General features: G+C 46.6%; 24 protein-coding genes and 2 pseudogenes. 22 read left to right on the top strand and 4 right to left on the bottom strand.

All coding sequences use genetic code 11. The features are described from left to right. Positions 1–9: 9 nt before the first annotated feature. The 4 genes from LY387_RS10275 to LY387_RS10260 all read left to right on the top strand — a co-directional run bounded on the left by LY387_RS10275 (position 10) and on the right by LY387_RS10260 (position 2,743). Entirely contained in the window at positions 10–624 is a 615-nt protein-coding gene (locus tag LY387_RS10275; RefSeq protein WP_042477459.1) for a DMSO/selenate family reductase complex B subunit, read from the top strand. A gap of 1 nt (position 625) precedes the next feature. Then, positions 626–1,468 carry a DmsC/YnfH family molybdoenzyme membrane anchor subunit gene (locus tag LY387_RS10270; RefSeq protein ID WP_234494022.1) on the top strand — a complete coding sequence of 281 codons (843 nt, stop codon included), beginning with the start codon at positions 626–628 and terminating at the stop codon, positions 1,466–1,468. 81 nt (positions 1,469–1,549) lie between these two features. Next, entirely contained in the window at positions 1,550–2,158 is a 609-nt protein-coding gene (locus LY387_RS10265; RefSeq protein ID WP_234494021.1) for a TorD/DmsD family molecular chaperone, read from the top strand. Between the two features lie 18 nt (positions 2,159–2,176). Continuing rightward, positions 2,177–2,743 (top strand): ferredoxin-type protein NapF, encoded by a 567-nt coding sequence (locus tag LY387_RS10260; protein ID WP_042477454.1) that lies wholly within the window; start codon positions 2,177–2,179, stop codon positions 2,741–2,743. A gap of 16 nt (positions 2,744–2,759) precedes the next feature. On the opposite strand, the gene dbpA is transcribed toward LY387_RS10260, so the two are convergent. After that, positions 2,760–4,142: an ATP-dependent RNA helicase DbpA gene (gene dbpA / locus LY387_RS10255; RefSeq protein ID WP_234494020.1), complete on the bottom strand. Its 1,383-nt coding sequence runs from the start codon at positions 4,140–4,142 to the stop codon at positions 2,760–2,762. 119 nt (positions 4,143–4,261) lie between these two features. Beyond that, the gene (locus LY387_RS10250) at positions 4,262–4,732 is read right to left on the bottom strand and encodes a WbuC family cupin fold metalloprotein (protein ID WP_234494019.1); all 471 of its coding nucleotides are present in this window, start codon (positions 4,730–4,732) and stop codon (positions 4,262–4,264) included. 227 nt (positions 4,733–4,959) lie between these two features. Here LY387_RS10250 and LY387_RS10245 point away from each other — a divergent pair, with 227 nt between their 5' ends. The 8 genes from LY387_RS10245 (at position 4,960) to LY387_RS10210 (ending at position 13,536) form a co-directional block, all read left to right on the top strand. Next, positions 4,960–5,133: a hypothetical protein gene (locus LY387_RS10245; protein WP_234494018.1), complete on the top strand. Its 174-nt coding sequence runs from the start codon at positions 4,960–4,962 to the stop codon at positions 5,131–5,133. A gap of 214 nt (positions 5,134–5,347) precedes the next feature. After that, positions 5,348–5,944 carry a GTP cyclohydrolase II gene (locus LY387_RS10240; RefSeq protein ID WP_234494017.1) on the top strand — a complete coding sequence of 199 codons (597 nt, stop codon included), beginning with the start codon at positions 5,348–5,350 and terminating at the stop codon, positions 5,942–5,944. A gap of 160 nt (positions 5,945–6,104) precedes the next feature. Then, positions 6,105–7,364, top strand: a complete 1,260-nt coding sequence (locus LY387_RS10235) for an imelysin family protein (protein WP_234494016.1) — start codon at positions 6,105–6,107, stop codon at positions 7,362–7,364. 65 nt (positions 7,365–7,429) lie between these two features. Continuing rightward, positions 7,430–8,827: a di-heme oxidoredictase family protein gene (locus LY387_RS10230; protein ID WP_234494015.1), complete on the top strand. Its 1,398-nt coding sequence runs from the start codon at positions 7,430–7,432 to the stop codon at positions 8,825–8,827. 13 nt (positions 8,828–8,840) lie between these two features. Then, positions 8,841–9,869, top strand: coding sequence for an imelysin family protein (locus LY387_RS10225; protein WP_234496098.1), 1,029 nt, complete (start codon positions 8,841–8,843; stop codon positions 9,867–9,869). Beyond that, positions 9,850–10,971 (top strand): DUF1513 domain-containing protein, encoded by a 1,122-nt coding sequence (locus tag LY387_RS10220; RefSeq protein WP_234494014.1) that lies wholly within the window; start codon positions 9,850–9,852, stop codon positions 10,969–10,971. Before LY387_RS10225 ends, LY387_RS10220 begins: the two co-directional genes overlap by 20 nt. A gap of 89 nt (positions 10,972–11,060) precedes the next feature. Continuing rightward, on the top strand, positions 11,061–12,716 hold the full coding sequence (locus tag LY387_RS10215) for a L,D-transpeptidase family protein (protein ID WP_234494013.1): 1,656 nt from the start codon (positions 11,061–11,063) through the stop codon (positions 12,714–12,716). A gap of 166 nt (positions 12,717–12,882) precedes the next feature. Next, positions 12,883–13,536, top strand: coding sequence for an MBL fold metallo-hydrolase (locus LY387_RS10210; RefSeq protein ID WP_234494012.1), 654 nt, complete (start codon positions 12,883–12,885; stop codon positions 13,534–13,536). Here LY387_RS10210 and LY387_RS10205 read toward each other — a convergent pair. After that, positions 13,528–14,229 carry a DUF2982 domain-containing protein gene (locus tag LY387_RS10205; protein ID WP_234494011.1) on the bottom strand — a complete coding sequence of 234 codons (702 nt, stop codon included), beginning with the start codon at positions 14,227–14,229 and terminating at the stop codon, positions 13,528–13,530. The genes LY387_RS10210 and LY387_RS10205 overlap by 9 nt on opposite strands. Before the next feature lie 210 nt (positions 14,230–14,439). Here LY387_RS10205 and LY387_RS10200 point away from each other — a divergent pair, with 210 nt between their 5' ends. From LY387_RS10200 to LY387_RS10165, 8 genes are all read left to right on the top strand, one after another. Further along, complete coding sequence (locus LY387_RS10200; protein ID WP_128650186.1) at positions 14,440–14,802, top strand: MarR family transcriptional regulator; 363 nt, start codon at positions 14,440–14,442, stop codon at positions 14,800–14,802. 415 nt (positions 14,803–15,217) lie between these two features. Beyond that, the gene (locus tag LY387_RS10195) at positions 15,218–16,312 is read left to right on the top strand and encodes a TRAP transporter substrate-binding protein (protein WP_234494010.1); all 1,095 of its coding nucleotides are present in this window, start codon (positions 15,218–15,220) and stop codon (positions 16,310–16,312) included. Positions 16,313–16,417: 105 nt separating this feature from the next. Further along, positions 16,418–16,960, top strand: coding sequence for a TRAP transporter small permease subunit (locus tag LY387_RS10190; protein ID WP_234494009.1), 543 nt, complete (start codon positions 16,418–16,420; stop codon positions 16,958–16,960). Positions 16,961–16,970: 10 nt separating this feature from the next. Further along, positions 16,971–18,254, top strand: coding sequence for a TRAP transporter large permease (locus LY387_RS10185; protein ID WP_234494008.1), 1,284 nt, complete (start codon positions 16,971–16,973; stop codon positions 18,252–18,254). A gap of 148 nt (positions 18,255–18,402) precedes the next feature. Then, complete coding sequence (locus tag LY387_RS10180) at positions 18,403–19,752, top strand: cache domain-containing protein (RefSeq protein ID WP_234494007.1); 1,350 nt, start codon at positions 18,403–18,405, stop codon at positions 19,750–19,752. Next, the gene (locus tag LY387_RS10175; protein WP_128650185.1) at positions 19,752–20,387 is read left to right on the top strand and encodes a response regulator transcription factor; all 636 of its coding nucleotides are present in this window, start codon (positions 19,752–19,754) and stop codon (positions 20,385–20,387) included. Before LY387_RS10180 ends, LY387_RS10175 begins: the two co-directional genes overlap by 1 nt. Positions 20,388–20,576: 189 nt before the next feature. Beyond that, a complete protein-coding gene (locus LY387_RS10170; RefSeq protein WP_042477435.1) occupies positions 20,577–21,053 on the top strand; it encodes a MarR family winged helix-turn-helix transcriptional regulator in 477 nt (158 codons plus the stop codon). Positions 21,054–21,382: 329 nt separating this feature from the next. Then, positions 21,383–22,954, top strand: a complete 1,572-nt coding sequence (locus LY387_RS10165; RefSeq protein ID WP_234494006.1) for a BCCT family transporter — start codon at positions 21,383–21,385, stop codon at positions 22,952–22,954. A gap of 41 nt (positions 22,955–22,995) precedes the next feature. On the opposite strand, the gene LY387_RS10160 is transcribed toward LY387_RS10165, so the two are convergent. Beyond that, entirely contained in the window at positions 22,996–23,625 is a 630-nt protein-coding gene (locus LY387_RS10160) for a CatB-related O-acetyltransferase (RefSeq protein WP_234494005.1), read from the bottom strand. Positions 23,626–23,999: 374 nt separating this feature from the next. Between LY387_RS10160 and LY387_RS27265 the strand changes: the two are divergent. Both LY387_RS27265 and LY387_RS27260 read left to right on the top strand, forming a co-directional pair. Continuing rightward, positions 24,000–24,713 (top strand): annotated as a pseudogene (locus tag LY387_RS27265) (cache domain-containing protein); the annotation flags it as partial. Next, positions 24,714–25,883: pseudogene (locus LY387_RS27260) on the top strand (methyl-accepting chemotaxis protein); the annotation flags it as partial. It abuts the pseudogene before it with no gap. Between the last annotated feature and the right edge of the window lie 26 nt (positions 25,884–25,909).

Genomic DNA, 25,909 nt, shown 5'->3' with positions numbered 1-25,909 from the left:
GACTAACTCATGAAACAATACGGTTTTTATATCGACTCGAGTAAGTGCACTGGCTGTAAAACCTGCCAGTTGTCTTGCAAAGACTTTAAAGATTTGGGTGTCGACCGCAGCTTTCGCCGCGTGTACGAGTACGCTGGCGGCAACTGGGTAGAGGAGAATGGTACCTATCGTCAGGACGTATTCGCTTACTACACCTCTATTGCCTGTAACCACTGCGATGAGCCTGCGTGTGCGAAAGTATGTCCGTCAGGTGCAATGCATAAGCGCGAAGACGGCTTCGTTATCGTCGATGAAAAGGTGTGTATCGGCTGTAAACACTGTGCTAACGCGTGCCCATACGGCGCACCGCAGTACAGCAAAGAAAAGGGCCATATGACGAAATGTGACGGCTGCTTTGAGCGCGTAGCAGAAGGGTTTGAACCTATCTGTGTTGGCTCTTGCCCATTGCGTGCACTGGAGTTCGGTCCAATTGCTGAGCTTCGCGCGAAGTACGGTACCAACGCCGATGTGGCACCGCTTCCGTCATCGTCATTGACGAAACCTAATATTGTGATCAAGCCAAACCGTCATGCGCGTCCAACTAATGACACGACTGGTCACCTAGCAAACCCTAAGGAGGTCTAAGATGGGATGGCATGAATGGCCTTTGATTTTCTTCACTGTATTTGCACAAACTGCGGTCGGTGCGTTTATCGTGATGGGTCTAATCACACTGTTTGGCAAAGCAGATGCGCACGTGAAAACGGGCATCACTCGTAATATGTTCTTTATCTGGGTGTTTATGGGACTTGGCTTTATGGCTTCAACCATGCACCTAGGTAGCCCGACGCGCGCTATTAACGCTTTGAATCAAGTGGGTACCTCGTGGTTATCACGCGAGATCCTCTTTGGCTCAATGTTCTTTGGCTTGGGTGGTATCTACTGGTTGCTGTCGGTTATCGACAAAGGCAGCGAAGCGATTCGCAAAGGCTTGCTAGTGGCGGCAATGGTAATTGGCGTAGTGTTTATGTACGCGATGACCAATGTGTATATCATTGACACGGTTCCAACTTGGGATACGCCGTTTACCGGTCAATCTTTTGCACTAACGGCAGTGGTGTGTGGCGTGATGCTGTCACTTATTTTGATGCGTAGTGCGAAACTTGAGTGTCCTAGGCTTGGTAAGATTACGGCGATTGTTGCATCTGTTGCAGGCCTAGCGCTGGTGATGACGACGATCTCCATGGTGGGTTCGCTACCAAGCATTCATTCAGCAATCGTATCAGCCGCTGAGCTTGTGCCAAACATGGCAGAAATTCAGAACCTACGCTTTGTACTGGTGTTTGCTGGTATTGCTGCATGGGTTTGGGCAATGCGCTCTGAATCACGCTCAATGCCAATCGCGGTGATCGGTTTTGCGATGGTTATGGTTGCAGAGCTAATTGGTCGCAGCGTGTTCTTCGGTCTTCACATGACCGCTGGCATGTAATGAGTGAGGAGGGTAGGCGTTTGTGCCTGCCCTCTATTACACTCAACTTTATTGTTTAGAATAACTTGGTAATCTTAGTTCATGTCACAATCAGACGTTATTGATCTTCAAAGCCTGCAAACCATGGCAAAAGTGTTCGGCTCACTTTTGTACTTTCCACTGACTGATAGTAACAACCAAACCTTGATCCAAGCGTTGTCGCAAGATGTAGCGCTGGCCGACAGTGATATTCAGGCTTGGTGCAATACCGTTCAGTCCGAACTCCCTGACTCGCTCAATCAAGACTTTTTTCTGCTGTTCGAGGGTGGAGAAGTCATGTTAGCGCCGCCTTGGGGCTCCGTGTATACCGACAAGGAAGAGGTGATCTTCGGTGATAGCACCGTTGCTTACCGTCAGTTCCTGCGCCAGCACGACATCGAGCTCGATACAGGCATGCGAGAACCTGAGGACCAGATTGGTTTGATGCTGTTTGCGGTGAGTCAATTGATTGAGCAGCAACAAGATATTGATACCGTGAAGGCCTTATTTGCCGAACACTTACTCACTTGGTGCTATCGCTACTTCGAGTTGGTACAAGAACATGCCAGGACTAAAAGCTATCAACAGCTTGCGTCGTTGGTTTCTCAATGGTGTGAGGCAGTGCAAGAGCTATTAGAGCTAACACCGAAAGCTGTGAAGTTATACCGCTAACGCTAGATGACAGGAAAGATGATGAGTCGTGATGAGCAATACGTAAAAGCCTATATGGAACACAAGACGATCAGCCGTCGTGGTTTGTTTCGTGCTCTGACAAATGGCGCGACTCGTACTCCCACTGAGTCTGGCGATTCGCTTACCGCGACGTTAAGTGCTGAGCAGATTGTCCGACTGGTACCAAGGCCTCCGAAAGCCATAGAAGAGGTGCTGTTTCAACAAATCTGTGATGGTTGTGGGGAATGTCAAAAGGCATGCCCTGAGCAAGTTATTGCCATCGAAGGTGAGTTAGCGCAGCTAACGCTGGATTACGGGTATTGCAGCCAGTGCGGAGAGTGCAGTAAAAGCTGCCCGACAGGCGCTCTACATGGCAGCACCATTGATAATGGATTGCGGCCAAGCTTCTTGCCAAGCTGTCAGAATGCACTGTTTGGCGATTGCTACCTATGCCAGGAAGCATGTCCACAAAATGCCATTCAACTTGAGGACGACAGCTTGCCTGTCGTCAATGAGCAGCAGTGCGATGGATGCGGACGTTGCAAACAAGGTTGCCCCTTTTCATCCATCACACTGTCTCTATAAGGTCATACCGTTTAGGCTAGGCCTTAATAATACGAGCGCGGAAGTTACGCCCCTTCATCTTACCGTTGGTGATCTTGCCGAGTGCTTTCTTGGCAATCGATGACTCTACCGCCACATAAGCGTTCATTGGGAACATATTGATCTTGCCAATTTGACTGCCCGATAGCGTTTTATCACCTGTTAACGCGCCTAGGATATCGCCAGGGCGAAGCTTCTGTTTCTTACCACCTTGGATCTGAATTGTTGTCATCTTAGCTTGGTAAGGACGATTTGATGATGCTGGTGGTAAGATGCTTGGCTCGATAGGCATATCCAAATATTCGTCAATGCGTGCCACGCGATAGAACTCTTTCTCGCTATAGAAGCTAAACGCCAGCCCCTTGTTACCAGCACGACCTGTACGCCCGATGCGGTGTACATGAACTTCTGGGTCGCGAGATAGCTCGTAGTTGAAGACCGCGTCTAGGTTATCGACGTCTAGACCGCGCGCTGCAACATCGGTTGCAACTAAGATAGACACGCTCTTATTAGCAAACTGCACTAAAGCTTGGTCACGGTCACGTTGCTCAAGGTCACCGTGGATATCAATGACGCTAAAGCCGCGATGGTGTAACTCATCGGCAACGTTTTGTACTTCTTTTTTGGTGTTACAGAATACAACCGCTGATTCAGGTTGATGTGTCAGCAGAAGGTTTTCTAACGCGTTATCGCGCTCTTCGACCGTTTCCGTTTGATAGAAGAACTGCTTGATACTGGAGTGATCGTGCTTGCTCTCAACTTTCACCACTTCTGGCTGTTTCATCACGCTTGATGCGATCGCTTGAATTTGCTCGGGGAAGGTTGCACTGAATAGCAGTGTTTGGCGATCGCGTGGTGCTTCACCAATGATAGCGTCTAGCGCGTCTTTAAAGCCCATTTCCAACATGCGATCCGCTTCATCTAACACCAAGGTGTTCAGTTCTTCAAGATTGATACGACCTTTCTCCAGATGGTCCAAGATACGACCAGGAGTACCGACGAGGATGTGTGCGCCGTGCTCAAGTGAACCGATTTGAGGACCCATTGGCATACCACCGCAAAGCGTCAATACCTTGATATTGTGGATCCCACGAGCTAGCGTACGGATCTCTTTGGCCACTTGGTCAGCAAGTTCACGAGTTGGGCAGAGCACCAAGGATTGAACGCGAAAGCGCTTAACGTTGAGGTTAGCGAGTAAGCCGAGTGAGAATGCCGCTGTTTTACCTGAACCGGTTTTGCCTTGACCGATGATGTCTTTACCATCAAGGATTTTTGGTAGAGAGTCCGCTTGGATCGGCGTCATATTGGTATAGCCAAGGCTATCCAATGTGCTCAATAATTCAGTCGGTAGATTTAGTGTGGAAAAAGCCGGAGTGGTCACGAGGTATCCTCAGTCAGCGTTAGGGAGCGAGTATTATCAACATTATGGTCGATGTTACCAGCAAAAACATAACTGACTGAGGACATTAGCCAGCAAAGTGGCTTTATAAGACGAGTAGATTATGCAGGAAGAGCCGTGCGCATCCAATCTCGGTACTCATTGGCACCGTCTTCACCTTCTGCTGGCGACCAAGGTGCAAAGTCTTCTTGAGGCGTTGGAATATAGGCCCCTTCTTTAATTTCTAGACCGACCGTACCTGATTCCATGCATGCATAGCCATGCCATGTACCCGGTGGGATCTCAATCGCTCGGTTCGTATCTGGTGATAGGCTGTGGCGTTGAGTAACGTTGCCCTCATCATCGAAAATTAATAGGTCAAGCTGACCTTTTAGTACCAAAAACAACTCCCATTTGTGCTCTTCACTGTGGCGGTGAGGGCGCATGTAGGTATCAGGTTCCGTTGAGATGAATAAGCGTTGTACACCAGCATCTAACTGCTCGTGTAAGTTATGATGACTGCGCTTACGAGGTGCTTCTTTTGCGTTTTGAGAAAACGTGTCGAAGTCTTGGTTACTTATGATTTTCAACATTGCTTTTACTTCGTTGGTAAGTTTGCTGATATTGTACAGAGGACCAAAAAAAGTTCAGTACAAAAAGTTCGCTATCGTCCGAGGAGCGTTAAAATTTAGAAAATTGGCAGAAAAACCACTCCAAACTGTGATGGCAGTTCCATAGCTGGGGAGAAAAGCTGTACGATCTGATCAGGATGGTATGATGCCTAGTTAAAGGAGCGACTCAAACGTAAGGTGGAACAGCAGTGGAAGCAGTGATCAGCCAGTTAAAGAAAGACTTTTACGCACACCTGCGTTCGTCTAATGGTGCGAGTGCTTCGAGCACATCAAAAACCATGTCTCTGTTGACTGAGGAAGAGTTGGCTGAGCTTGAAAACGTTTGGGTACAACTTGCGGTTTGGAAACAAAAGCAAGCATAACAGTTTAGAAAAGATAAGAATTTCAAAGCCCTGAGTGTCATGCTCGGGGCTTTTTTCGTTTTACTTCAATTCAAAATGTTATAATATAACATTTGTCACAGTGATCTTATTGTTGAAAAGTTAAGTAATAGCCCCCATAGTTCCCATATTGGAGAAACAGACTATGGCTGAGATAAGCTCACTAATAGCCTCAGATAATCTATTAGGAAATACGATGGCGGAAGTACGTGCCAGAATACAATTAAAAGTCGGTGCTAAAAGTGATATCGACGCGGAAATGCTCTCTTTTCGCGGTTTGAACACCGACAAAGAACATGTTGCTATCATCTTTAAGGCAGCAGATAAGAACCAAGCACTACCATTAGTGAGAATGCATTCTGAATGTCTAACTGGGGATGTTTTCCATTCGTCGCGTTGTGACTGTGGGGAACAGCTAGAGGAAACCATTCAGAAAATGGGCCGCGAAGGTGGAATCATTCTTTACTTGCGCCAAGAAGGTCGTGGTATTGGTTTATACAACAAACTTGATGCCTACAAGCTTCAGTCTGAAGGCATGAATACCTACGAAGCGAACAACCATCTCGGTTTTGGCGATGACCTGCGAGACTTCACAGAAGCGGCGCAGATGCTTCAGGCGTTGGACGTTTATTCCATTCGATTAGTGACTAATAATCCGAAAAAGATCCGCGAACTGCGCGAACACGGCATCAATATCGAAGATGTCGTTAATACCAGTGCCCATATCAAAGACGGCAATGAGAATTATCTGAAGGCAAAGGTCTCTCACGGAAAGCATCATTTAGAGCTCTAGTACCGGCTGTTAATTCTTTGAAACGAAAACCTCACATTTGTGAGGTTTTTTTGTATTCGTCCTTGAAAATAAATTGTAACTAGGTATTATCGCGGTTGATAGTGTTAATGATAACAATTCGCACTAAATAATAAGAATTAAGCTCAACAAGGATGCTTTCATGAATGTAACAACCGCAGTGAAGGGTGCAATTGCCGCCTCATTTCTCATCACATCTACGTCTGCTTTTTCTGCAGTCACTAAAGACCAAGTTGTTGAACATTACGCCGATCTTGCGCATGCAGTATTTGCTGACGCTCGTATTACGGCGCAAGAGTTAGACACATCTATTAACACATTTTTAGCGAATCCTTCGGAGAAAGGGCTTGCGGATGTGAAACAAGCTTGGCTCGCGTCGCGTGTTCCTTATCAGCAAACAGAAGTGTTTCGATTCGGTAACGCCATCGTTGACGATTGGGAGGGGCAACTTAACGCTTGGCCACTTGATGAGGGTTTGATCGATTACGTTAGTGCTGATTATCAGTACGAACTGGGTAACGAAGGTGCTCAGGCAAATATTGTCGCGAACGAAACCTTAAAAATTGGCGCAACGACGTTAGACGTGTCTACTATCACACCTCAAGCCATTGCCGATCTCAATGAAGTTGGTGGCTCAGAAGCCAACGTTGCTTCAGGCTATCATGCCATTGAATTCCTACTTTGGGGTCAAGACCTTAACGGTACTAACGCAGGGGCAGGCGAACGTCCATATACAGATTACGTCGTTGGCGAAGGCTGTACTAACGGCAACTGTGAGCGTCGCGCAGAATACCTAAAGGCGGCTTCAGCTCTGTTAATTCAAGATCTGGAATGGATGGAAAAGCAGTGGTCTGCGTCAGAGAAAGGTAACTATCGTGCGGAGCTTCTTGCTGATAACGCAGATAACGGCTTACGCAAGATGCTCTTTGGTATGGGGTCGCTATCGCTGGGCGAACTGGCAGGTGAGCGCATGAAAGTCGCGCTTGAAGCGAACTCTACAGAGGATGAGCACGATTGTTTCTCTGACAACACTCACAATTCTCACTATTACAATGAGCAAGGTATTTATAACGTATACACAGGTACCTACGTTCGTGCAGATGGCACACTGGTAGATGGTCCAAGCATCGCCAATCTTGTTGAGCAAAAAGACAAGACGGCGGCAAAAGAGATCCAAAAGCAGTTCGACATAGCGCGTACCCAAGTTCGTAAACTTGTCACTTCTGCAGAGCAAGATAATCAATACTTTGATCAGCTGATTGCATCAAATAACCCACAAGGCAACAAACTCGTTAATGAAACTATCGTTGCGCTAGTCGCGCAAACGGGGTCAATCGAGCGTGCAGCAGGTATTGTAGGCATTGACAGCCTAAGCCCAGACACTGCTGACCACGAGTTTTAATCATAATAATTAATCACTGAAATGGGGGCGCTTGCCCCCTTTGTTGTTCTACTTGTGAGTGCTGTATGTCTAGATCAAACACTATCTGGGTTACGCTTTTAGCCCTAATTGCCACTTCAGTTTCTGCTGAATCAACACCAACCCGCTTCTCTGGTGGTAAAACAACCGTTAAGAAAGACGGACCCAATGCGTATTCGATGCCTGCGGCCAACTTACCAATGAGTAAGCGCTTAGATTTTAGTGTCGGAAACAGCTTTTTCAGAAACCCTTGGGTTCAAGCGCCAGCGTCAACCGATGCTAGAGATGGATTAGGTCCACTGTTTAATACCAACGGATGTCAAAACTGTCATATCAAGGATGGACGAGGACACCCACCTGAAGAAAATGACCAGCATGCTGTGTCTATGCTTGTTCGTTTGAGTATTCCTGCGACGACTGAAGAGCAAAAGCAAGCGGTGAAAGTGTCGGGTGTTATCCCAGAACCAACTTATGGTGGGCAATTACAAGATTTTGCGCTTCCTGATATGGACCCAGAAGGTCAAATACATATTACTTACGATGAACTTGCCGTAAGTTTTGAAGATGGTACGAGTGTGATGCTTCGTAAGCCAAACCTAGACATTGTCGAACTGGCATACGGCGATATGCACCCAGACGTGATGATGTCTGCACGAGTTGCGCCACCTATGATTGGTCTTGGGTTACTAGAATCGGTGCCTGAAGCGACTATTCTCGGTTTTGCTGAGCAGCAGGCAAAAGACGACACAGCGGTAGCAGGTATCCCTAACTATGTTTTAGATGTGCGCAGTAAAGAGATGGCACTAGGTCGCTTTGGTTGGAAGGCAGGGCAGCCCAACCTTATGCAGCAAAATGCCGCGGCATTCAATGGTGATGTCGGTTTAACAAGTTCCCTGTTCACCGAGGAGAACTGCACGGATAAGCAAGATTTGTGCACTGATAGCCTGAGTGGTGGTGACCCTGAGGTGAGTGACAAAATCTTGAACTTTGTTGAGTTCTATACGCAACATCTTGCGGTGCCACAGCGTCGTGGCATCGATAATCCAGAGGTTTTGCAAGGTGAGGTTCTGTTTAAAAAAGTAGGCTGTGAGAACTGCCATAGAACGAACATACAAACAGCACAAAGAGCAGAGTTGCCGGCTTTGTCGAATCAAACTATTCACCCGTACACAGACTTATTGCTACACGATATGGGAGAAGGGCTGTCTGATGGACGTCCAGAGTACGCAGCATCTGGTTCACATTGGCGCACGCCACCTCTTTGGGGTATTGGCTATACCCAGGAGGTAAATGGTCACACTTATTTCTTACATGATGGGCGTGCTCGCAACCTTACGGAAGCAATTTTGTGGCATGGCGGTGAAGCAGAAGCCGCTAGAAATCAGGTTTTGGCGATGAGCAAGAAAGAGCGTGAAGCACTGCTTGCGTTCTTGAACTCGCTTTAAGGAGATGGCTGTGATTAATCATAAAACACTCACCATCGCTGCAGCGATTTTACTCGCAGGCTGCCAGTCATCAGCAGGCATCGAGAAAAATCGCCCACAGTCAACAAGTCACGAGAGTCAAAGCGTTTATGAGATCCAATTTGCTTCTGCTAAACGCTTTAATGATGCGATGCGACAGCTACACGATGACAGCGTTCAATATTGCCGCGCCAATCGTAGTTTAGAACAGGTGAAAGCAGCTTGGCGACAGGGGATGGAAAGTTGGATGCACCTTCAGGGACAAGAACGAGGCCCTGCCACCGCACTGGAGCAAAACTGGAACATCCAATTTTGGCCTGATAAGAAAAATACCACTGGTAGAAAGATGGCGGCAGCAACTAAGGTCGACTCTTGGGACATGGCGTCTGTTCAGTCTCAAAGTGTGACGGTTCAGGGGTTAGGCTCAGTGGAGTGGTTATTGTATGACACTGCATCAACAATCAGTGTAGGTGGGAATAAAGAATGCTCTCTACTCGCAGCAGTGACTAAGTCTTTGGTTGATCGCTCAAACACAATTGTAGAGGCTTGGAGGATTAACCCTTGGTCTGAACTGGATACTAAGGCTTGGCATGCTGAATATTTGGCAATGCTCTCTAATCAGCTCGACTACAGCATGAAGAAGCTATCCAGGCCACTTGCGAAGATAGGCTCGCCACGCCCTTACTTTTCTGAGTCATGGCGTTCAAACAGTTCTCTCTCGAACTTAAAAGAGAACATTATTGCGATGCAGTCTTTGTATCTCGCGCAAGGCGAGGGCTTAGATGACATTTTGAGAGCGGAAGGTGAGGTCGCGCTTGCCGACAACATCCTACATCAGTTCGAAGATACCCTTGAAGCCTGGCCAGAAGAATCGAGCCTGTTTGAGATGCTACAGACTAAAGAGGGCTATAGAACCGCGCTGGCTCAGTTCAACAAGTTGGAGCAGCTTAAGTATCTCATTAACGAAGAAGCATCAATTAAACTAGGTGTGGTAATAGGGTTTAATGCGACCGATGGCGATTGATATTTCAAAGCGCAACTTTACGAAGGCGTTAACGATAGGGACCTGTGCGCCTTCCTTGCTTGCTGCTTGCGCAGCTAACAATAACGGTTCAAAGGTAAGCGAAGTCCATGGTGCGTTGAACAAGTCTGAGGCCTTAATTGGCGGTGCAATACGTCGGCAAGGACAGTTCGAAGTCGTGGTGTATTCAGAAACTGGACAAGTGCGGCATCAGATCCCTCTTCCTGGCAGAGGACATGGTGTGGCTATTGCGCCAAACCAAGAGCATGCGGTTATGTTCGCTCGTCGTCCTGGCAGCTACGCCATGGTCTTTAGCTATGTTTCAGGGAATATTCATACCCTAATACCAGCCCAGAGCGATCGCCATTTCTATGGGCATGGTGTGTACTCGAACGACGGTCGTTGGCTTTACGCCACAGAAGGGGAGCGTTCGACAAGTCATGGAATCGTGGGCGTGTATGACGTTGAAAATGGCTATCGTAAGGTTGAAGAGTTCTCTGGATTTGGAATTGGACCCCACGAAATCATCACCATGTCTGATGGAAGGTTAGTGGTTGGTGTCGGTGGTGTTCATACCCAAGGTCGCTCGCCACTTAATCTAGATACGATGAACCCAAGTCTTAGCTATCTCTCAGAATCGGGTGAGTTGCTAGAGCAAGTATCGTTGCAAGATAAACATAAAAGCATCCGCCACCTAGCCCATGATGGAGAGCATACCGTCCTTTGTGGTCAACAATATCGAGGCGAACCCGATGATTATGTACCGCTAGTCGCGATGCATCGTAAAGGGGAGGCGCTTGTTGAGTTGGGTGGAGATCCAGAAGATTGGGCTCGGTTTGATCATTATGTCGCGAGTATCGCTGCAACTGAATCCCATATTTTAGCGACCTCTCCAAGAGGTAACTGTTATGGTATTTGGGATAAAGCAACGCGTGAACTTCTGGAGATCAATGCGTTACCTGATGCGTCTGGAGTCGTAGTAACAAATGGTGAGTTTCATGTGAGCTCTGGGATAGGCAGGGTCGTAAAAATAAATGCAGATCTCGCCAAACAAACCTTTGTCTCGGGGATTCAATGGGATAACCATTGGAGCGCAATCACATAAATGAGACGCTAACTGGTTTAAACTAAATTAACACTTTTAGAAGTGTGATTTCTGCCATACTTAAAGACTCTGTCTTAGGAGGTGGGTAGATGCGAAACTGGTTAATCATGCCGAGCATTCTGATCTCGGCACTCTCAAATTCGGTGGCCGTCACGGCTGCTCCAGACCAACTCGTCTCGGATTCAAGTGAACTGACGTCATATTCGGTGAAGCACATTGAGCCCATTCTCAAGTCAAATCAGCAGGAAACTCATTCGACGAGTAACGTAGAGACTCTGCCACAGGAAGAGCTGCTTTACCCTGAGCTTGTGGAGTATCTTTATTCTCGTCTGCAGCGGATTCAACTTTGGAGCGATCAAGAGCTCAATGCACAGGTAAATCTTCAACTAGACGTTGTTCGTTTAGCGGGGTTTAGCCCAATATTCCAAGAGCGTGTTGAGATGCTACATGATGCGTTCCAACAACAAGACAAATCTCGGTACGACAGACTGACCACAGATACTTTCCTTCTCTATATGAGCTATGTTGCTTCAGCAGCAGACAGCGGAAAAGAGTGGTACTTTACAACCAGTCTGCAAGATTCTTTGCCAAGACCATCCGCTACAGAGGTAGACATAATGGTAACGGCATTTGAATCTGGGCGAGAGACGGATTATGTTCGTAGCCTCGCTTCTCCGATGATTCAGCAGCCCGGTTTTGAAAATGTCTATATTGACCTTTTAGCCAAGTCACAGGTGGAATTCCCTGCTTATGAACAAGCGGGTCTATTGCGACGAGGTGATGTACTAGCCCCCGAGCAGTATTTGCATCTGGTTGAGAGATTGCAGGCGTCAGAGATCTATGTCGATATAAGGGAAGATAACCTTTTTGACGATACCTTGGATTTAGCTGTTAGAGAATTTCAGCAGCTCTATGGACTTAATGATGACGGCATTATTGGCCCTAACACGATCGAATGGCTCAACAAGTCTGCTAATGACAAACTAAGAATCCTGGCGTTGAATTCTGAGCGCTCTCGTTTGTGGCCTCAGCAGCGTGAGAATATTATCTTAGTCAACGTTCCTAGTTTCCAACTTAAGTATTGGGATGAAGGAGAAACGCGTTTTGAATCGAGAGTGATTGTTGGCAAAACCAGCAGGCAAACCCCTATCTTTGAGACCAAAATGGACTCGTTGATACTCAACCCTACCTGGAACGTGCCATGGAAAATCATGGTTAAAGACATTATTCCCAAGGTGAAAAGGGATCCGACCTACCTATTTTCACAACGCTTTGAGATTATTGAAGGGTGGACCAATCAGAATCGTATCGACCCAACGATGATTGATTGGCAAGAAGTGAATGCTAAGCGCTTCCCATACCGAATGCGTCAACAAGCCGGGGAGTTGAATGCCTTAGGCCAGTATAAATTTAATACTCCTAACGCACAGGCGATTTTCTTGCACGATACGCCGAGCAAACACCTTTTCAACGAGAGCTTAAGAGCTTTCAGCTCAGGGTGCGTACGGGTAGAACATGCCGATCAGTTTGCGCAGGTATTGCTTGAGGTACAAGGTAAAAGCTTAGAAGAGGTGGCGTCGACAAGACCCAACAAAGCGGTCGCCTTCAAAGAACGCATTCCAGTGCATATCATCTATCAAACCGCATGGTTGTCTGATGGAAAAGCGCACTTTCGTGGTGATGTCTATGACTACGATGCTAAACGTAACAATGTGGAAGACGCCGCGCTTTCAAACAACAGATAGTTCCTAGTCTGATAGCCAGACACCTTTAGAGCTGAATCTATAAAGCCATTGTCTTACCTTAGGTAGGGTGATGGTTTTTGTTTTTAACCACCTTAATAAGTAGGGACTTGTTATTCGCAGACGAGAATGTCATAGTCGCGCTAGTCAAAGAAATATAGGGTTTATCATGAGTCTCAAATATCAAACTGTTCCCGTCACTACTTTCGCCCAAAACTGTTCAATTGTTTGGTGCGATGAAACCATGAAAGGTATTGTGATTGACCCAGGTGGTGATGTGAAGCAACTGCTGATGTTGGTAGAGCAACTCGGTGTATCTGTAGAGAAGCTGGTATTGACGCATGGCCACTTGGACCATGTTGGTGGCACGGTAGAGATGGCGGAGTCATTGAAAGTCGATATTGTCGGTCCACATAAAGCAGATAACTTCTGGCTACAAGGCCTAGAAGGTCAAAGTCAAATGTTCGGCTGGCCGCTGACAGAAGCGTTTGAACCGACTCAATGGTTGGACGAAGGGGACGTTGTGACATTTGGTAATCAATCACTGAATGTAGTTCATACTCCAGGTCATACTCCAGGTCACGTGTGCTTGTTCAACGAGGAAGCACAACTCGCTTTTGTGGGTGATGTGCTGTTTAACGGTAGTATCGGCCGTACTGACTTCCCGCAAGGTGACCACGCGACGTTGATCAATTCGATCAAAACAAAACTGTGGCCATTAGGTAATGATGTTAAGTTTGTACCGGGTCACGGTCCAGAGTCTACGTTTGGACGCGAGCGCGTTTCAAACCCGTTTGTCGCCGACGAAATGCCACTATACTAACTTCCTGCAGTCTTTAGACTCAGCGAAGTCGTGACGGCTCGCCGCTGCTTGATAGCGTCGAGCCAGTCCCACAAAGTCCTCCCCAGCTCTGTCTAAGTCCGCTTCTGCAATAAACACATCGTATCCATAGAACTCACGTTGATGCTTCATTCTGTTTGCGAGCATGGCAAGTAGCCCCTTATATTCCACACCATCTTCATCAATGAAGGGCTCAGAATCCAAAACAATGTCTTCGAATGCCTGTGCCGGGTTGGTTTGTTGATTCCCGATGTAGAGCAGGGCTCGCTGGCTAAGTAGGATATCGGTAGCGATGCGTGGACAAATGGCGTTTAGATACGGACCGTACTGTTTCACTCTGATCCCAATCCATGGTAGCGGCTTATGCCAGCCTTCTTGATGTTGAGTACAGATCCCAATGCGCTCTACATTCGCCCATTGAACTACCCAGCCGCCTTTAAACAAGTGCTGCTGTAGGTGGGTATTGGTCAGCGTAAAGGTAACGCGGCTTTTTTGAAGCATAAGATAAGCAAACCCCATCACACTGACGAAAATGGCAATAAAAAGCCATGCGTGTTCCCATGAGGGGGAAAGTAATAAGAAGCAAAAGCAGACTAACGCGCCCACTCCGACGAACAGCTTAACTGTTGGAGATTCCCATGTGTAATGATGATTGCTGAGATGTAATGTATCCATAATGCTTGCCATAAGTGAGTGCTGACATGGCTTTATACTGGTAAAACAACCACAAAGTTTATTGTTTAAATAATAGTCATTAATGGCCAAAGACGGCATTTTTGTCTCGACTTTGTGTCAAGCCCCTACAAAAGCATTCAAAATTTTGGTATAAAACGCGCTTCAAATTTTGACCACTGCCTCGATGCAGTGAATTGGAGAGAAAACTCGATGAGACTTGCTCATAAGCGCAAAGTGCAATCAAAATTGCAAAAGCGTATTAAAGCGGTAGTTGCGAACACAGCCGCTGCAACAAAAACAGCAAAGCCTGTTGTAGCAAAAGCACCTGTAGTTGAAACCGCAACTGCGACAAAAAAAGTTGATGTAGCCCTAACTCCTAAACAGCAACAAGTACTAGACATCGTTGTTAAGAACGCTGAAGGCATCAACCCGAAAGGCATCGGCCTTGAAGCTGGTCAAGAAGACGCGAAAGCGGCATCTTGGGCAACTGGCGCTCTAAAGAAACTTCTTGAAGAAGGCTTAGTAGCGAAAGAACAGCTTGCGGGTAACAAAGTGATCTATAAAGCGCTATAAGCGTTCACTTTGCCCAATTTCAAAAAGACCCCTCGTGTAGGGGTTTTTTTGATCTTAGCGATACGCTTATCGATAAATGTTAGCGATACGCTTATCGATAAATGTTAGCGACTGATATCACAAAAGTAGCCATACTGTAATATCTGCCTGATAATAAATGCGTACGTATTTACCCATTTTTAGATTGGGCTTTAGAAAAATAATAGATTGAATAATAACCAAAAAATAGATTTAGTGTCCAAAAGACTACGTAGTTCTACGTAATACCAACGTCTAACCATCCTAATTTACTTAATTATCACTGCGTGCTCGCACGAATACCCGTTATTCAGAATTCCATCCATAGTTACCTCGAATGTGAAACTTGGAGTCGCATACGCGGCTTCAACAAGGAACCTACTCAAGGAACTGAATAATGAGTCTAATCAAGAAATCAGTATCACGTGTCATGAAGAGCACGGCCATTGTAGCAGCGACTTGCCTAGCTTTTGTAGCAGGGTCAGCAAACGCTGATGACAAAGTCTATCGCCTAAAACTTGCTGAAACATGGGGGCCAAACTTCCCTATCTTCGGTGATGCCACAAAGAATATGGCTAAAATGGCCGAAGAGATGTCCAACGGTCGTCTTCAAATCCGCATCGACTCATCAAACAAACACAAAGCGCCATTTGGTGTGTTTGATATGGTGAAATCTGGTCAGTACGACATGGGTCACTCTGCGTCTTACTATTGGAAAGGTAAAGTGCCAAATACCCTCTACTTTACGACTATGCCTTTTGGTATGACGGCACCTGAACAGTACGCTTGGTTCTATCACGGCGGTGGTATGGAGCTAATGGAAAAAGTGTACTCACCACACAATCTAATGTCTTTCCCTGGTGGTAACACTGACGTTCAGATGGGCGGCTGGTTCCAGAAAGAAATCAACAGTGTTGAAGACCTACAAGGTCTGAAAATGCGTATCCCTGGTTTCGCAGGTGAAATCCTAGCTGAAGTAGGCGCTAAGCCGACAAATATTGCCTCTGGTGAGCTCTACACGTCACTAGAGCGTCGTACGATTGATGCTCTAGAGTGGGTAGGTCCTTCTCTTGACCTTCGTATGGGCTTCCACAAAATCGCACCTTACTACTACACAGGTTGGCATGAGCCAGCGACAGAGCTTCAGTTCTTAGTGAACAAGCGTACTTGGAACAAGCTGCCTGACGATCTGAAAGCGATTCTTCAAATTGCTATGAAGACAGCGGCTTATGACATGTACATCCAATCAACGCACGAGAGTGGCAAAAACTGGGCAACGATCCAGACTGATTACCCAGATGTGAAAGTCAAAGACTTCCCGAAAGAGGTTATCGATGCCCTGCGTGATGCGAACGACAAACTGCTAAAAGAGCATGCTGAGAAAGACGAGATGGCAAAAGAAATCCAAGCTTCTCAAGCGGCTTACCTAGAGCAAGTTCGTTCTTGGACAGACATTGCGTCGAAAGCTTACCTAAACAAGTTCGACAACTAGTCTCACTTCAAGTGGCGCACCTCCTGCGCCACTTTTTTCAAACCCTTAGTCATACGCCCCAAATCATAACTATTAACGAAACTTGGCGGATAGGCGGAAAGTTGTATGCGTAGTTTAATTTACATTGAAAGACTGTTTAACAAGGTAGCCGATGTTCTCGGTTGGTTATCCAGTATTCTTTTCTTACTTTTATTGGTGAACGTGGTTTATGACGTAGTAATGCGCTACGTGTTTAACGACGTATCCATTGCCTTCCAAGAAATGGAGTGGCATTTGTTCTCGGCAGTGTTCTTGCTTGGTGTACCTTACGCGATAAAAGCGGGTGGGCATGTACGAGTGGACGTGTTCTACGAACGCTTATCGATGAAAGCTCAAGCCATTATTGACCTTCTAGGCACCTTTATATTTCTGTTCCCATTTTGCCTACTGGTGGCTTGGTTCGGTATCGATTTCGCGAAAGAGAGTTTTGAACTTGGTGAGATGTCAGGCGACCCAGGCGGTCTACCCTATCGCTGGGTAATCAAAGCGATGATTCCACTTTCATTCTTCTTCATGGCGATTGCTGGCTGTGGTTTGGTTCTTCACTCGTTGAACAAACTGTTTAACCCGCACCTCATGTACGCTAAATCTTCCGACTCAAAAGAATAAGGACATTTTCATGATCGGTATTGTGATGTTTTTTGTAGCCTTATTCGCGCTACTTCTCGGTTTTCCCGTTGCGTTCACCTTCGGTGGTATAGCACTCATCTTCGGTGTGTGGGCGGAAGGCATGGACATGTTCGCCTTTATGCCTTATCGCATTCAATCCATTATGGAGAATACGGTATTGATGGCCGTCCCACTGTTCGTGTTTATGGGGCTCGTTCTTCAGAAAACCCGTTTGGCAGAGCAGCTACTTGAGTCTATGGGGCGTCTGTTTGGTGGTGTGCGTGGTGGTATCGCAATCTCTACCGTTTTGGTAGGCGCACTGCTGGCTGCCTCGACGGGTGTTGTGGGTGCATCCGTTGTAGCAATGGGGCTTATCTCACTGCCAGTTATGCTTAAGTATAACTACGACAAAGGTCTCGCGTGCGGCACGATTTGCGCATCGGGTACCCTAGGTCAGATTATTCCACCTTCGATTGTCTTGATCCTACTGGGTGATGTATTGGGTGTACCTGTTGGTGACCTGTTCCAAGCTGCCTTGTGGCCCGGCTTTGTGCTTGTTGGTGCTTACGTTCTCTACATTTTGATTTTTGCTAAGTTAAACCCAGAAAGCGCTCAGCCAATTCCTCGTGATGAGTCGATTTCTCGCTCAGAAGAGGTAAAGACCGCGCTTAAGGCGATTATTCCTCCGCTTGCGCTGATTGTTGTCGTACTTGGCTCAATTTTCGCTGGCATTGCCACACCGACAGAATCGGCAGCTCTTGGTGGCGCTGGTGCGATTGTACTGTCACTTGTCTATCGACAGTTTAGTTGGAGCATGCTTTACGATGCATCGAAGGAAACAGTAAAAGTAACCGCAATGGTCTTTGCTATCCTTCTGGGTGCGACAGCGTTCTCAATGGCATTTACCTATACTGGCGGTGATATGCTGGTGGAAGAGTGGATGCTAGAGTTGCCGGGTGAGAAGTGGGGCTTCTTGATCATTACCATGGTAGTTATCTTAATCCTTGGCTTCTTTATCGACTTCGTAGAAATCTGTTTCATTATCGTGCCGATGATTGCACCCGTTGCCGAGTTGCTTGGCATCAATATGACCTGGTTTGCGATTTTGATTGCGATGAACCTGCAGACCTCCTTCTTGACGCCGCCATTTGGCTTTAGTCTATTCTATCTAAAAGGGGTCGCACCAAATGGGGTTACAACGAGAGACATCTATCGCGGCGTTATGCCTTTCATTGCGATTCAGATAGTGGTGCTCGCCTCGATCCTCATGTTCCCAGAATTCTATGGAATGTGATCAGGTCTGCGTTAGCTCAGTCTAGAGATTCATTTCATTGCAACTGATTGGTAATGTTAATGAAAAAGAAAAGCTGCACTTAGTGCAGCTTTGTCTGTTGAGTGAGCGCTTACCAGATTTGTCAGGACGACCGTAGTAAAGGACTTCTATGCCGTTAAAAGCCAAGCTCATCCTGCTAACCTTGATCCCACTGATAATCGTGACCGCGAGTGTGAGTTGGATAACCCTTCATCAGGCAAAAGCATTGGGTGAGAATGAGATCAGCATCTTTCGTGAGAGCTTGATTCGTACCAAAGAGTCGGCGCTCAAGGACAGCGTTGAGCTTGCTTTCGATGCGATTGACCATGCCTATCATGACCCTACTTTGTCCGAAGAAGAAGCAAAGAACGAAGTCAGAGAGACGCTTAACCGTCTTCGATATGGCTCTGATGGTTACTTTTTTGCCTACGACAAGCACGGCACCAATCTAGTACATCCGATTCTTCCTGAGCTGGTTGGGCGCAACTTACTCAAACTCCAAGACCAAGATGGTGACTATCTGATTGAAGCCTTGTTATTCCAAGCTCAAGCGGGGGGAGGCTTTCACCAATACTTGTGGCAAAAACCGTCTACTGGCGAGACGGTGACAAAGCTTAGTTATGCTGCATGGCTGGATAAATGGGAGTGGATGATAGGAACTGGGCTTTATATTGAGGACGTGGCACAAGAAGTGGCGGTGCTGCGTGCAGCAATAGACAAGAACATCGAAACCACCATGTTTTCCATCGTCACTATTTTTGCTGTGACTGTTGCTGTCATTATTGTTTTGACGCTCGCCATCAACTGGCATGAACATAAACTTGCCGATAAGAATTTGAAAGAGCTCGCTCATAAAACGGTAATGTTTCAGGAGGATGAGCGTAAACACCTAGCGAGAGAACTCCACGATGGTGTGAACCAGTTACTGGTATCGAGTAAGTGTCATCTGGAGTTGCTCGATACTCGAGATGTCGATGAGCGTTCGATGGGGCACCTTAAGCAGTCTCAATCATCGCTGTCGGAAGCTATCATGGAAGTGCGTCGTATTTCCCATCATTTAAGACCCAGTGCACTTGATGATATTGGTCTTGAAGCGGCGATTACTACCTTGCTTCAAGACTTTAGAACTTACTCTATGGCGAACACTGAGTTGGTGCTGGATGCGAAGACGCCAAAGCTTAAATCCGAAGTGGCGACTACACTTTACCGTGTGGTTCAGGAATCTCTGAATAATATTGAGAAACATGCGAATGCCACCAATGTGACGGTTTTCCTCAAACACTTTGGGGATGTCTTGCAGCTCATTGTTACCGATGACGGAATAGGGTTCGATGTTGGCAATGCTATGAATAGCCGTGGAATAGGGCTCAGAAACATGCGAGAGCGGGTAGAGTTTATCGGCGGTGAGTTTGAACTGATTAGCGAATACGGAAAAGGAACAGAGATAACGGTGTTATTGAACTTGGAAGGAGCGGTGTGATGAGCGACCAAATCAGAGTTGTTATTGTCGATGATCATCAAGTTGTGCTCGAGGGGTTCATGGCTCGACTAGAGCGAGAGCCCGACATTCATGTCGTAGCGACAGCAAGTAATGGCTTAGAAGCGGTAGAAGTCGTAAAGCAAACGGTGCCAGACGTAGTGTTGATGGACGTGAGCATGCCGATCATGAACGGCATCGAAGCCACCGAGTTGCTAAAAACAGAACTGCCTTTTGTGCGCGTACTTATGCTTACCATGCACGATAATCGCGAGTACATTATGAAAGTCATGCAGGCTGGAGCGGTAGGCTATATGCTAAAAGAGATCTCCGCTGAGAAGATGGTGCAGGCAATAAAAACAGTCCACCAAGGTTCAACCTACTTCTGCGAGTCTGTAACACAGACCCTGTTCTCGCAAGAGATCACACCAACCGCGGCGAAGTCCAATCCACTAAGCAGAAGGGAAGAGAGTGTGCTTAAGCTCGTAGCTCAAGGTTGCAGCAGTAAAAAGATAGCGCAGCTACTGAACATCTCTTATCGAACAGTAGAAACGCACCGTCAGAACATCAAACACAAGTTGGATCTTCACTCTACCGCAGAGCTCGCGAAATACGCGTTAGAGAATGGTTTGTCGTAGCCTTAGGTTCTCCCCCTAATTTAGGGGGAGCTAGAGGGGGTACAGTGCGATGCAGTTACAGCAACTACGTAACCAACTACAGCGCGCCCGCAACGTACTCCCATCGCATTTTTATCAAATAACCTACGCATCAATAGCAAACTTCTGTTATAAAGTGCGCCCAATATCAGTGAACGTTTGGAACAAGTTTTGGAAAAACACGAAGAAGTCTTAGTAGCGTTACGTCAAATCATTCGAGCTATCGACCTACATTCTAAGAAACTAAAGAAAGAGTGTGGCCTAACGGGACCACAGTTAATCCTTATGAACACCATCCGAGACATGGGTGATGTGACAATTCGTGAACTCTCTAACTCGACAAACATCAGTCAAGCCACCGCAACGACCATCATAGATAGATTAGAAGCGCAAGAGTATGTGCAGCGAGTAAGAAGCCAGCAAGATAAAAGAAAAGTTCATGCGGTGCTGACAGCAAAAGGTGAAGAGGTGCTAAAGAGCTCACCGCCGCCACTACAGGATAACTTTGTACAGAAGTTTCAAGCACTAGAAAGTTGGGAGCAAACGCTACTGCTCTCGTCTATTCAGCGCATCTCTCTAATGATGAATGCCGATGATATCGACGCTGCACCTGTACTGCAGCTAGACAGCAATATATCGAAAAACTAGGCGTAGTTGGCTCAAAAATTACTGTTTGAACGTATCAAACTAACGCTACTTATTTTTGGCGCATACGAGTTCGTATGCGCTTTTTTATTTCTTCAAATTTGCATTTATAAAGCATACTCATTCGAACACTAATGATTTTTTAGGTGGCTAGGATTGTGTGAAAAATCGCCATAAAACTTACATGCCGTGAAATTACACTTATAATTTGGTAAAGTACGCGCCGAAAAGTAGATTAATGCATGTTCTCAGCGATTGTTGTACGCCAATATCGTCGTAAATAGAACATTAAATGCTTTGAGTTAGAAGCAATTTAGTCATAGAGAGGATTAATGACAAAGGGTATTGATAAGTACAGTATTGATAGTACTGACTACACCATAGGACAGGATAATGTCCAGAAGTGGGGGTTTGATGTACATAACCCTGTATTCGGAATTAGCGCAGGTTTTATCGCGCTGCTCCTAGTAATGACCGTGATCGTTGATGCGGATACAGCGAAGTCTGCACTCGATGGCATCAAGTGGAGTATCATCAATAAATTCGACTGGTTGTTTATGTGGTCAGGCAACATTTTTGTTGTGTTCTGCTTAGCTTTGATCGTGACACCGTTTGGTAAAATCCGACTCGGTGGTACCGATGCAGTGGCTGACTACTCGTTTATGTCATGGCTTGCCATGCTATTCGCTGCCGGTATGGGCATCGGCTTGATGTTCTGGAGTGTGGCTGAGCCAGTCGCTTACTTTACCGGTTGGTATGAGACACCGCTCGGCGTAGAAGCCAACACAGAGCAGGCAAAAGAGCTCGCGATGGGTGCTGTGATGTTCCACTGGGGTCTGCACCCGTGGGCTATCTATGGTGTTGTAGCGCTGTCTCTCGCATTCTTCGCCTATAACAAAGGACTGCCGCTATCAATGCGCTCGATTTTCTATCCAATTTTAGGTGATAGAGCGTGGGGGTGGGCTGGTCACGTTGTTGATATTCTAGCGGTTCTGGCGACCTTATTTGGCCTTGCTACTTCTTTGGGCCTCGGGGCTCAGCAAGCAGCGAGTGGTATCCAGCACGTGTTTGGCATTGAGGCCAGCATGACGATGCAAGTGATTGTTATCGCGGTTGTTACGCTTCTTGCTGTTGTTTCAGTTCTGCGTGGTATTGATGGTGGTGTGAAAGTCATCAGTAACATTAATATGATCGTGGCGTTTCTACTGCTCATCCTCGTTGCGATCATCGGTTATGCAGTGACATTTGCCGCTATTCCAGACACGCTATTCGCTTACCTCAAGAACATTATCCCATTGAGTAACCCGCATGGTCGTGAAGACGAAGCGTGGATGCACGGTTGGACGGTATTCTATTGGGCGTGGTGGATTTCTTGGTCACCATTCGTAGGTATGTTCATCGCGCGTGTGTCGAAAGGTCGTACGGTACGTGAGTTTATTACTGCGGTTCTGATTGTGCCTACTACCGTGACAATCATCTGGATGTCTGTATTTGGTGGTTTGGCTATCGACCAAGTTATCAACCAAGTTGGTACCTTGGGTGCGAATGGACTGCGAGATGTTCCGTTAGCGATGTTTGAAATGTTTGATGCACTGCCTATGGGCACGATGCTATCTATCATTGCGGTAATCTTGGTATTGGTGTTCTTTATTACCTCTTCAGACTCAGGTTCACTGGTTATCGACAGTATCACTGCCGGTGGCAAAGTGGATGCGCCTGTTATTCAACGCGTCTTCTGGGCATTTATGGAAGGTGCGATTGCCGTTGCCTTGCTCTGGATTGGTGGTAATGAAGCGATAGCAGCACTGCAAGCGGGCGCGATTTCATCAGCGCTTCCGTTCACGGTAATCCTACTTATGATGTGTGTCAGCCTATTGATGGGTATGAAGACTGAAAAGTACTAAAAGCGCAGTTTGAAAAAGAGCGGTCATTGACCGCTCTTTTTTTATCCTTTGAAGGTGCGGCTTGCTTGCTCTAGCGCATCGATGTCAGAAGCGCATATCAGTGGCTTTAGCGCTTCAAACTTATCTGGGCTCCAAGAGTAGATATTAAGCTTTAAAAGACGCTTAATGGTTTGATCGTCGAAACGATGCTTGATAAGCTTCGCTGGATTACCACCAACAACCCCGTATGCGGGCACATCTTTCGTCACCACACTGTTTGCGGCGACAACCGCGCCTTCGCCCAAAGTTATCCCTGGCATAATCATCGCTCTCATACCTATCCAGGCGCCATCTTGAATGTGCGTATCACCTTTAGATTGATATGCTTCATCGATCACGTCCATAAAGGGATAGAGAGAGAACCAGTCTGCGCGGTGCGTATGATTGCCCCCCATTAGGATAACGGCTTCGGCACCAATACAGACATAGTCTCCAATGTAGAGCTGATCAACTGCCCAGCGCGGTTGACGGTCTTTTGTTACCTCGTCGCCGTGCAAATAACGCACGACAGAGCTTTCAAAGCCATCATCATAGGCATCGCTGTAGTAACTGTGCGTACCTTTGATGTGGATATTCTTGTTTTTGACGGTTTGATGCAGCAGTTCAAAACGAGTCCAATGTTTGTTATTCACATTAATGTCTCCAATTTGCGTTTAATTTGAATGTTTAGGCAAACTGAACAGCTAGTGAATAAAAGGTCGTTTAAGATATGCGATGACGACGACCGGTAGAGCGAGTTGAATACAGCAGACTTGCATATCGGCGTCTCAAGAAAGTAGTAATTTCGCCGAGTATAATTGTGTCGGCTTAATAATCAACCAATCATATTTGCAACCATTGATTTAGTCTTTGAAATGGTCAATATTGTGACGCGGTTTTATTCAACTAAGTCAATATATTGGCTCTCGATTTTGCGGTCGAATATGTATATTATTCAGCCGCCTTTCAAATATTCATAATTACACTGAATGGCGTTCCAATCCTATAAATAACAGAATAATAATTTATGAACTTATCATTACGACAAAAGCTAATTGCTGCGACCTTAAGCGCAGTTGTTCTTATGGCAGTCGCTTTAACCATACTCGCTGCCAATCAATTATCCTCTCAAACCAATGCTGCGATTAATGCACGTGCCCACAATGTTTCTTATGCTGCAGTGGAAGGCATTAAAAACTGGGTAGATATTCGAACTAAGATCGCCAGTGCCTTCAATGGTTTTGCCGGTGAGCAAGATAAAGTACCTTACCTTCAACAAGCCCGAATTGCTGGTGGTTTTGATGATATCTTCTTTGGCACACCAAGTGGTGAAATGCATCGCTCACACCCTGAGCGCAATCGTGCGGATTATGACCCAAGAACCCGCCCTTGGTACCAAGATGCAAAAGCAGCGAACAAGCAAATCATCACCGAAGCGTATCAAGACGCAATAACCAACGCGTTGTTGGTGACCATTGCTGAACCAGTAAGAACGAATGGTCGTCTGGCTGGTATCGTTGGTGCCGATGTACTCATTGACCAGTTGGTTGATGATGTTATTAGTCTTAACGTTGGTAAGAATGCGAGTGCAATGCTCATTGACTTGACCAATGGCACATTCTTAGCACACCCGAACAAGTCATTGCTTCTTAAGCCTGTGACGGCATTGGGGCAAAACTTTAATACCCAAACCATTCAACAGAAAGTGGCTGATCGCTCCATTCTTGACGTTACACTCAGTGGCTCAGAAAAGCTGATGTTCTTTTCTCAGGTTCCGGGCACTAACTGGGTATTTGCGATTGAGTTGGACAAAGAAACCGAGCTAGCGGGTCATAAAACCGCACTGACACAGCTTATTATTACCTCTGTGATTGTCTTGGTGTTTGTCGCAATTATCGCATCGTGGCTAATGAGCTTCCTTGTTAACGAACTTGCCCGTGTGTCGAAAGCATTGAAAGAAATTGCTTCAGGTGAAGGTGACTTAACACAGCGCCTAGAGCCGCGCAGTAAAGATGAAGTAGGGCAGTTGGCTCGTAACTTTAACACCTTCGTGAGCTACATGCATGAAACTGTCATGCATTTGAAAGACGTATCTGTTGCACTTTCGGACCAAGCCAAAGACACCGCAACCCATGCTCGCGTGAGAAGCCAGCGAATTCAGACCCAGCAAGATGAGATCAACATGGTCGCGACAGCGATCAACGAGATGGCTGCTGCGACTCAAGAGATCGCAAATAATGCTGATATGACGGCTTCAAATTCCTCAGAAGCGGTTGGTGCAAGTACGCATGGTGCGGGTCAAGTATCTCAAACTCAAAGCTCAATTCAGAATCTAGCAGCGGAAGTAGACGTGGCAACGTCTGTCATTCAAGAGCTTGAGATTCATGGCAATAGCATCAACACTATCCTGTCAACCATCCAAGACATTGCCGAGCAGACAAACTTGCTAGCACTTAATGCAGCTATTGAAGCAGCTCGCGCGGGTGAACAAGGGCGAGGTTTTGCGGTCGTTGCTGATGAAGTTCGCGTATTGAGTCAGCGTACACATGCGTCGACACAAGAGATCCAGAGCACGATTGAGACCCTGCAGGCGACGACAGCGAAAGCAGTGGGTATCATGGGTGATAGTCGTGGTCTGGCGGAAACCAGTGTGGATGATGCGAACAGTGCAGCGGCAAGCCTGACACAAATCCATGCAGCCGTAGAGCAGATCAGTGACATGGCCGCACAAATCGCAACAGCGGCTGAAGAGCAAGCGTCTGTGACCTCAGAGATCACTCGCAATACGCAAGGCATTCGTGATGTATCGGACGAATTAGCAGAAGAAGCGCAAGAAGCAGCTCAGCAAGCGGTAGAGCTGTCTGATTTGTCTCAGAAGCTTGAAAGTGAGATTGGTCGCTTTAAGATCTAGGGCGCATAATTTGACTACCTAATCGC

The organism is Vibrio maritimus, from assembly GCF_021441885.1.
GTDB lineage: Bacteria > Pseudomonadota > Gammaproteobacteria > Enterobacterales > Vibrionaceae > Vibrio > Vibrio maritimus_B.
The sequence above is the reverse complement of the archived record's forward strand: the minus strand, read 5'-3'. Positions and strand labels throughout refer to the sequence as shown.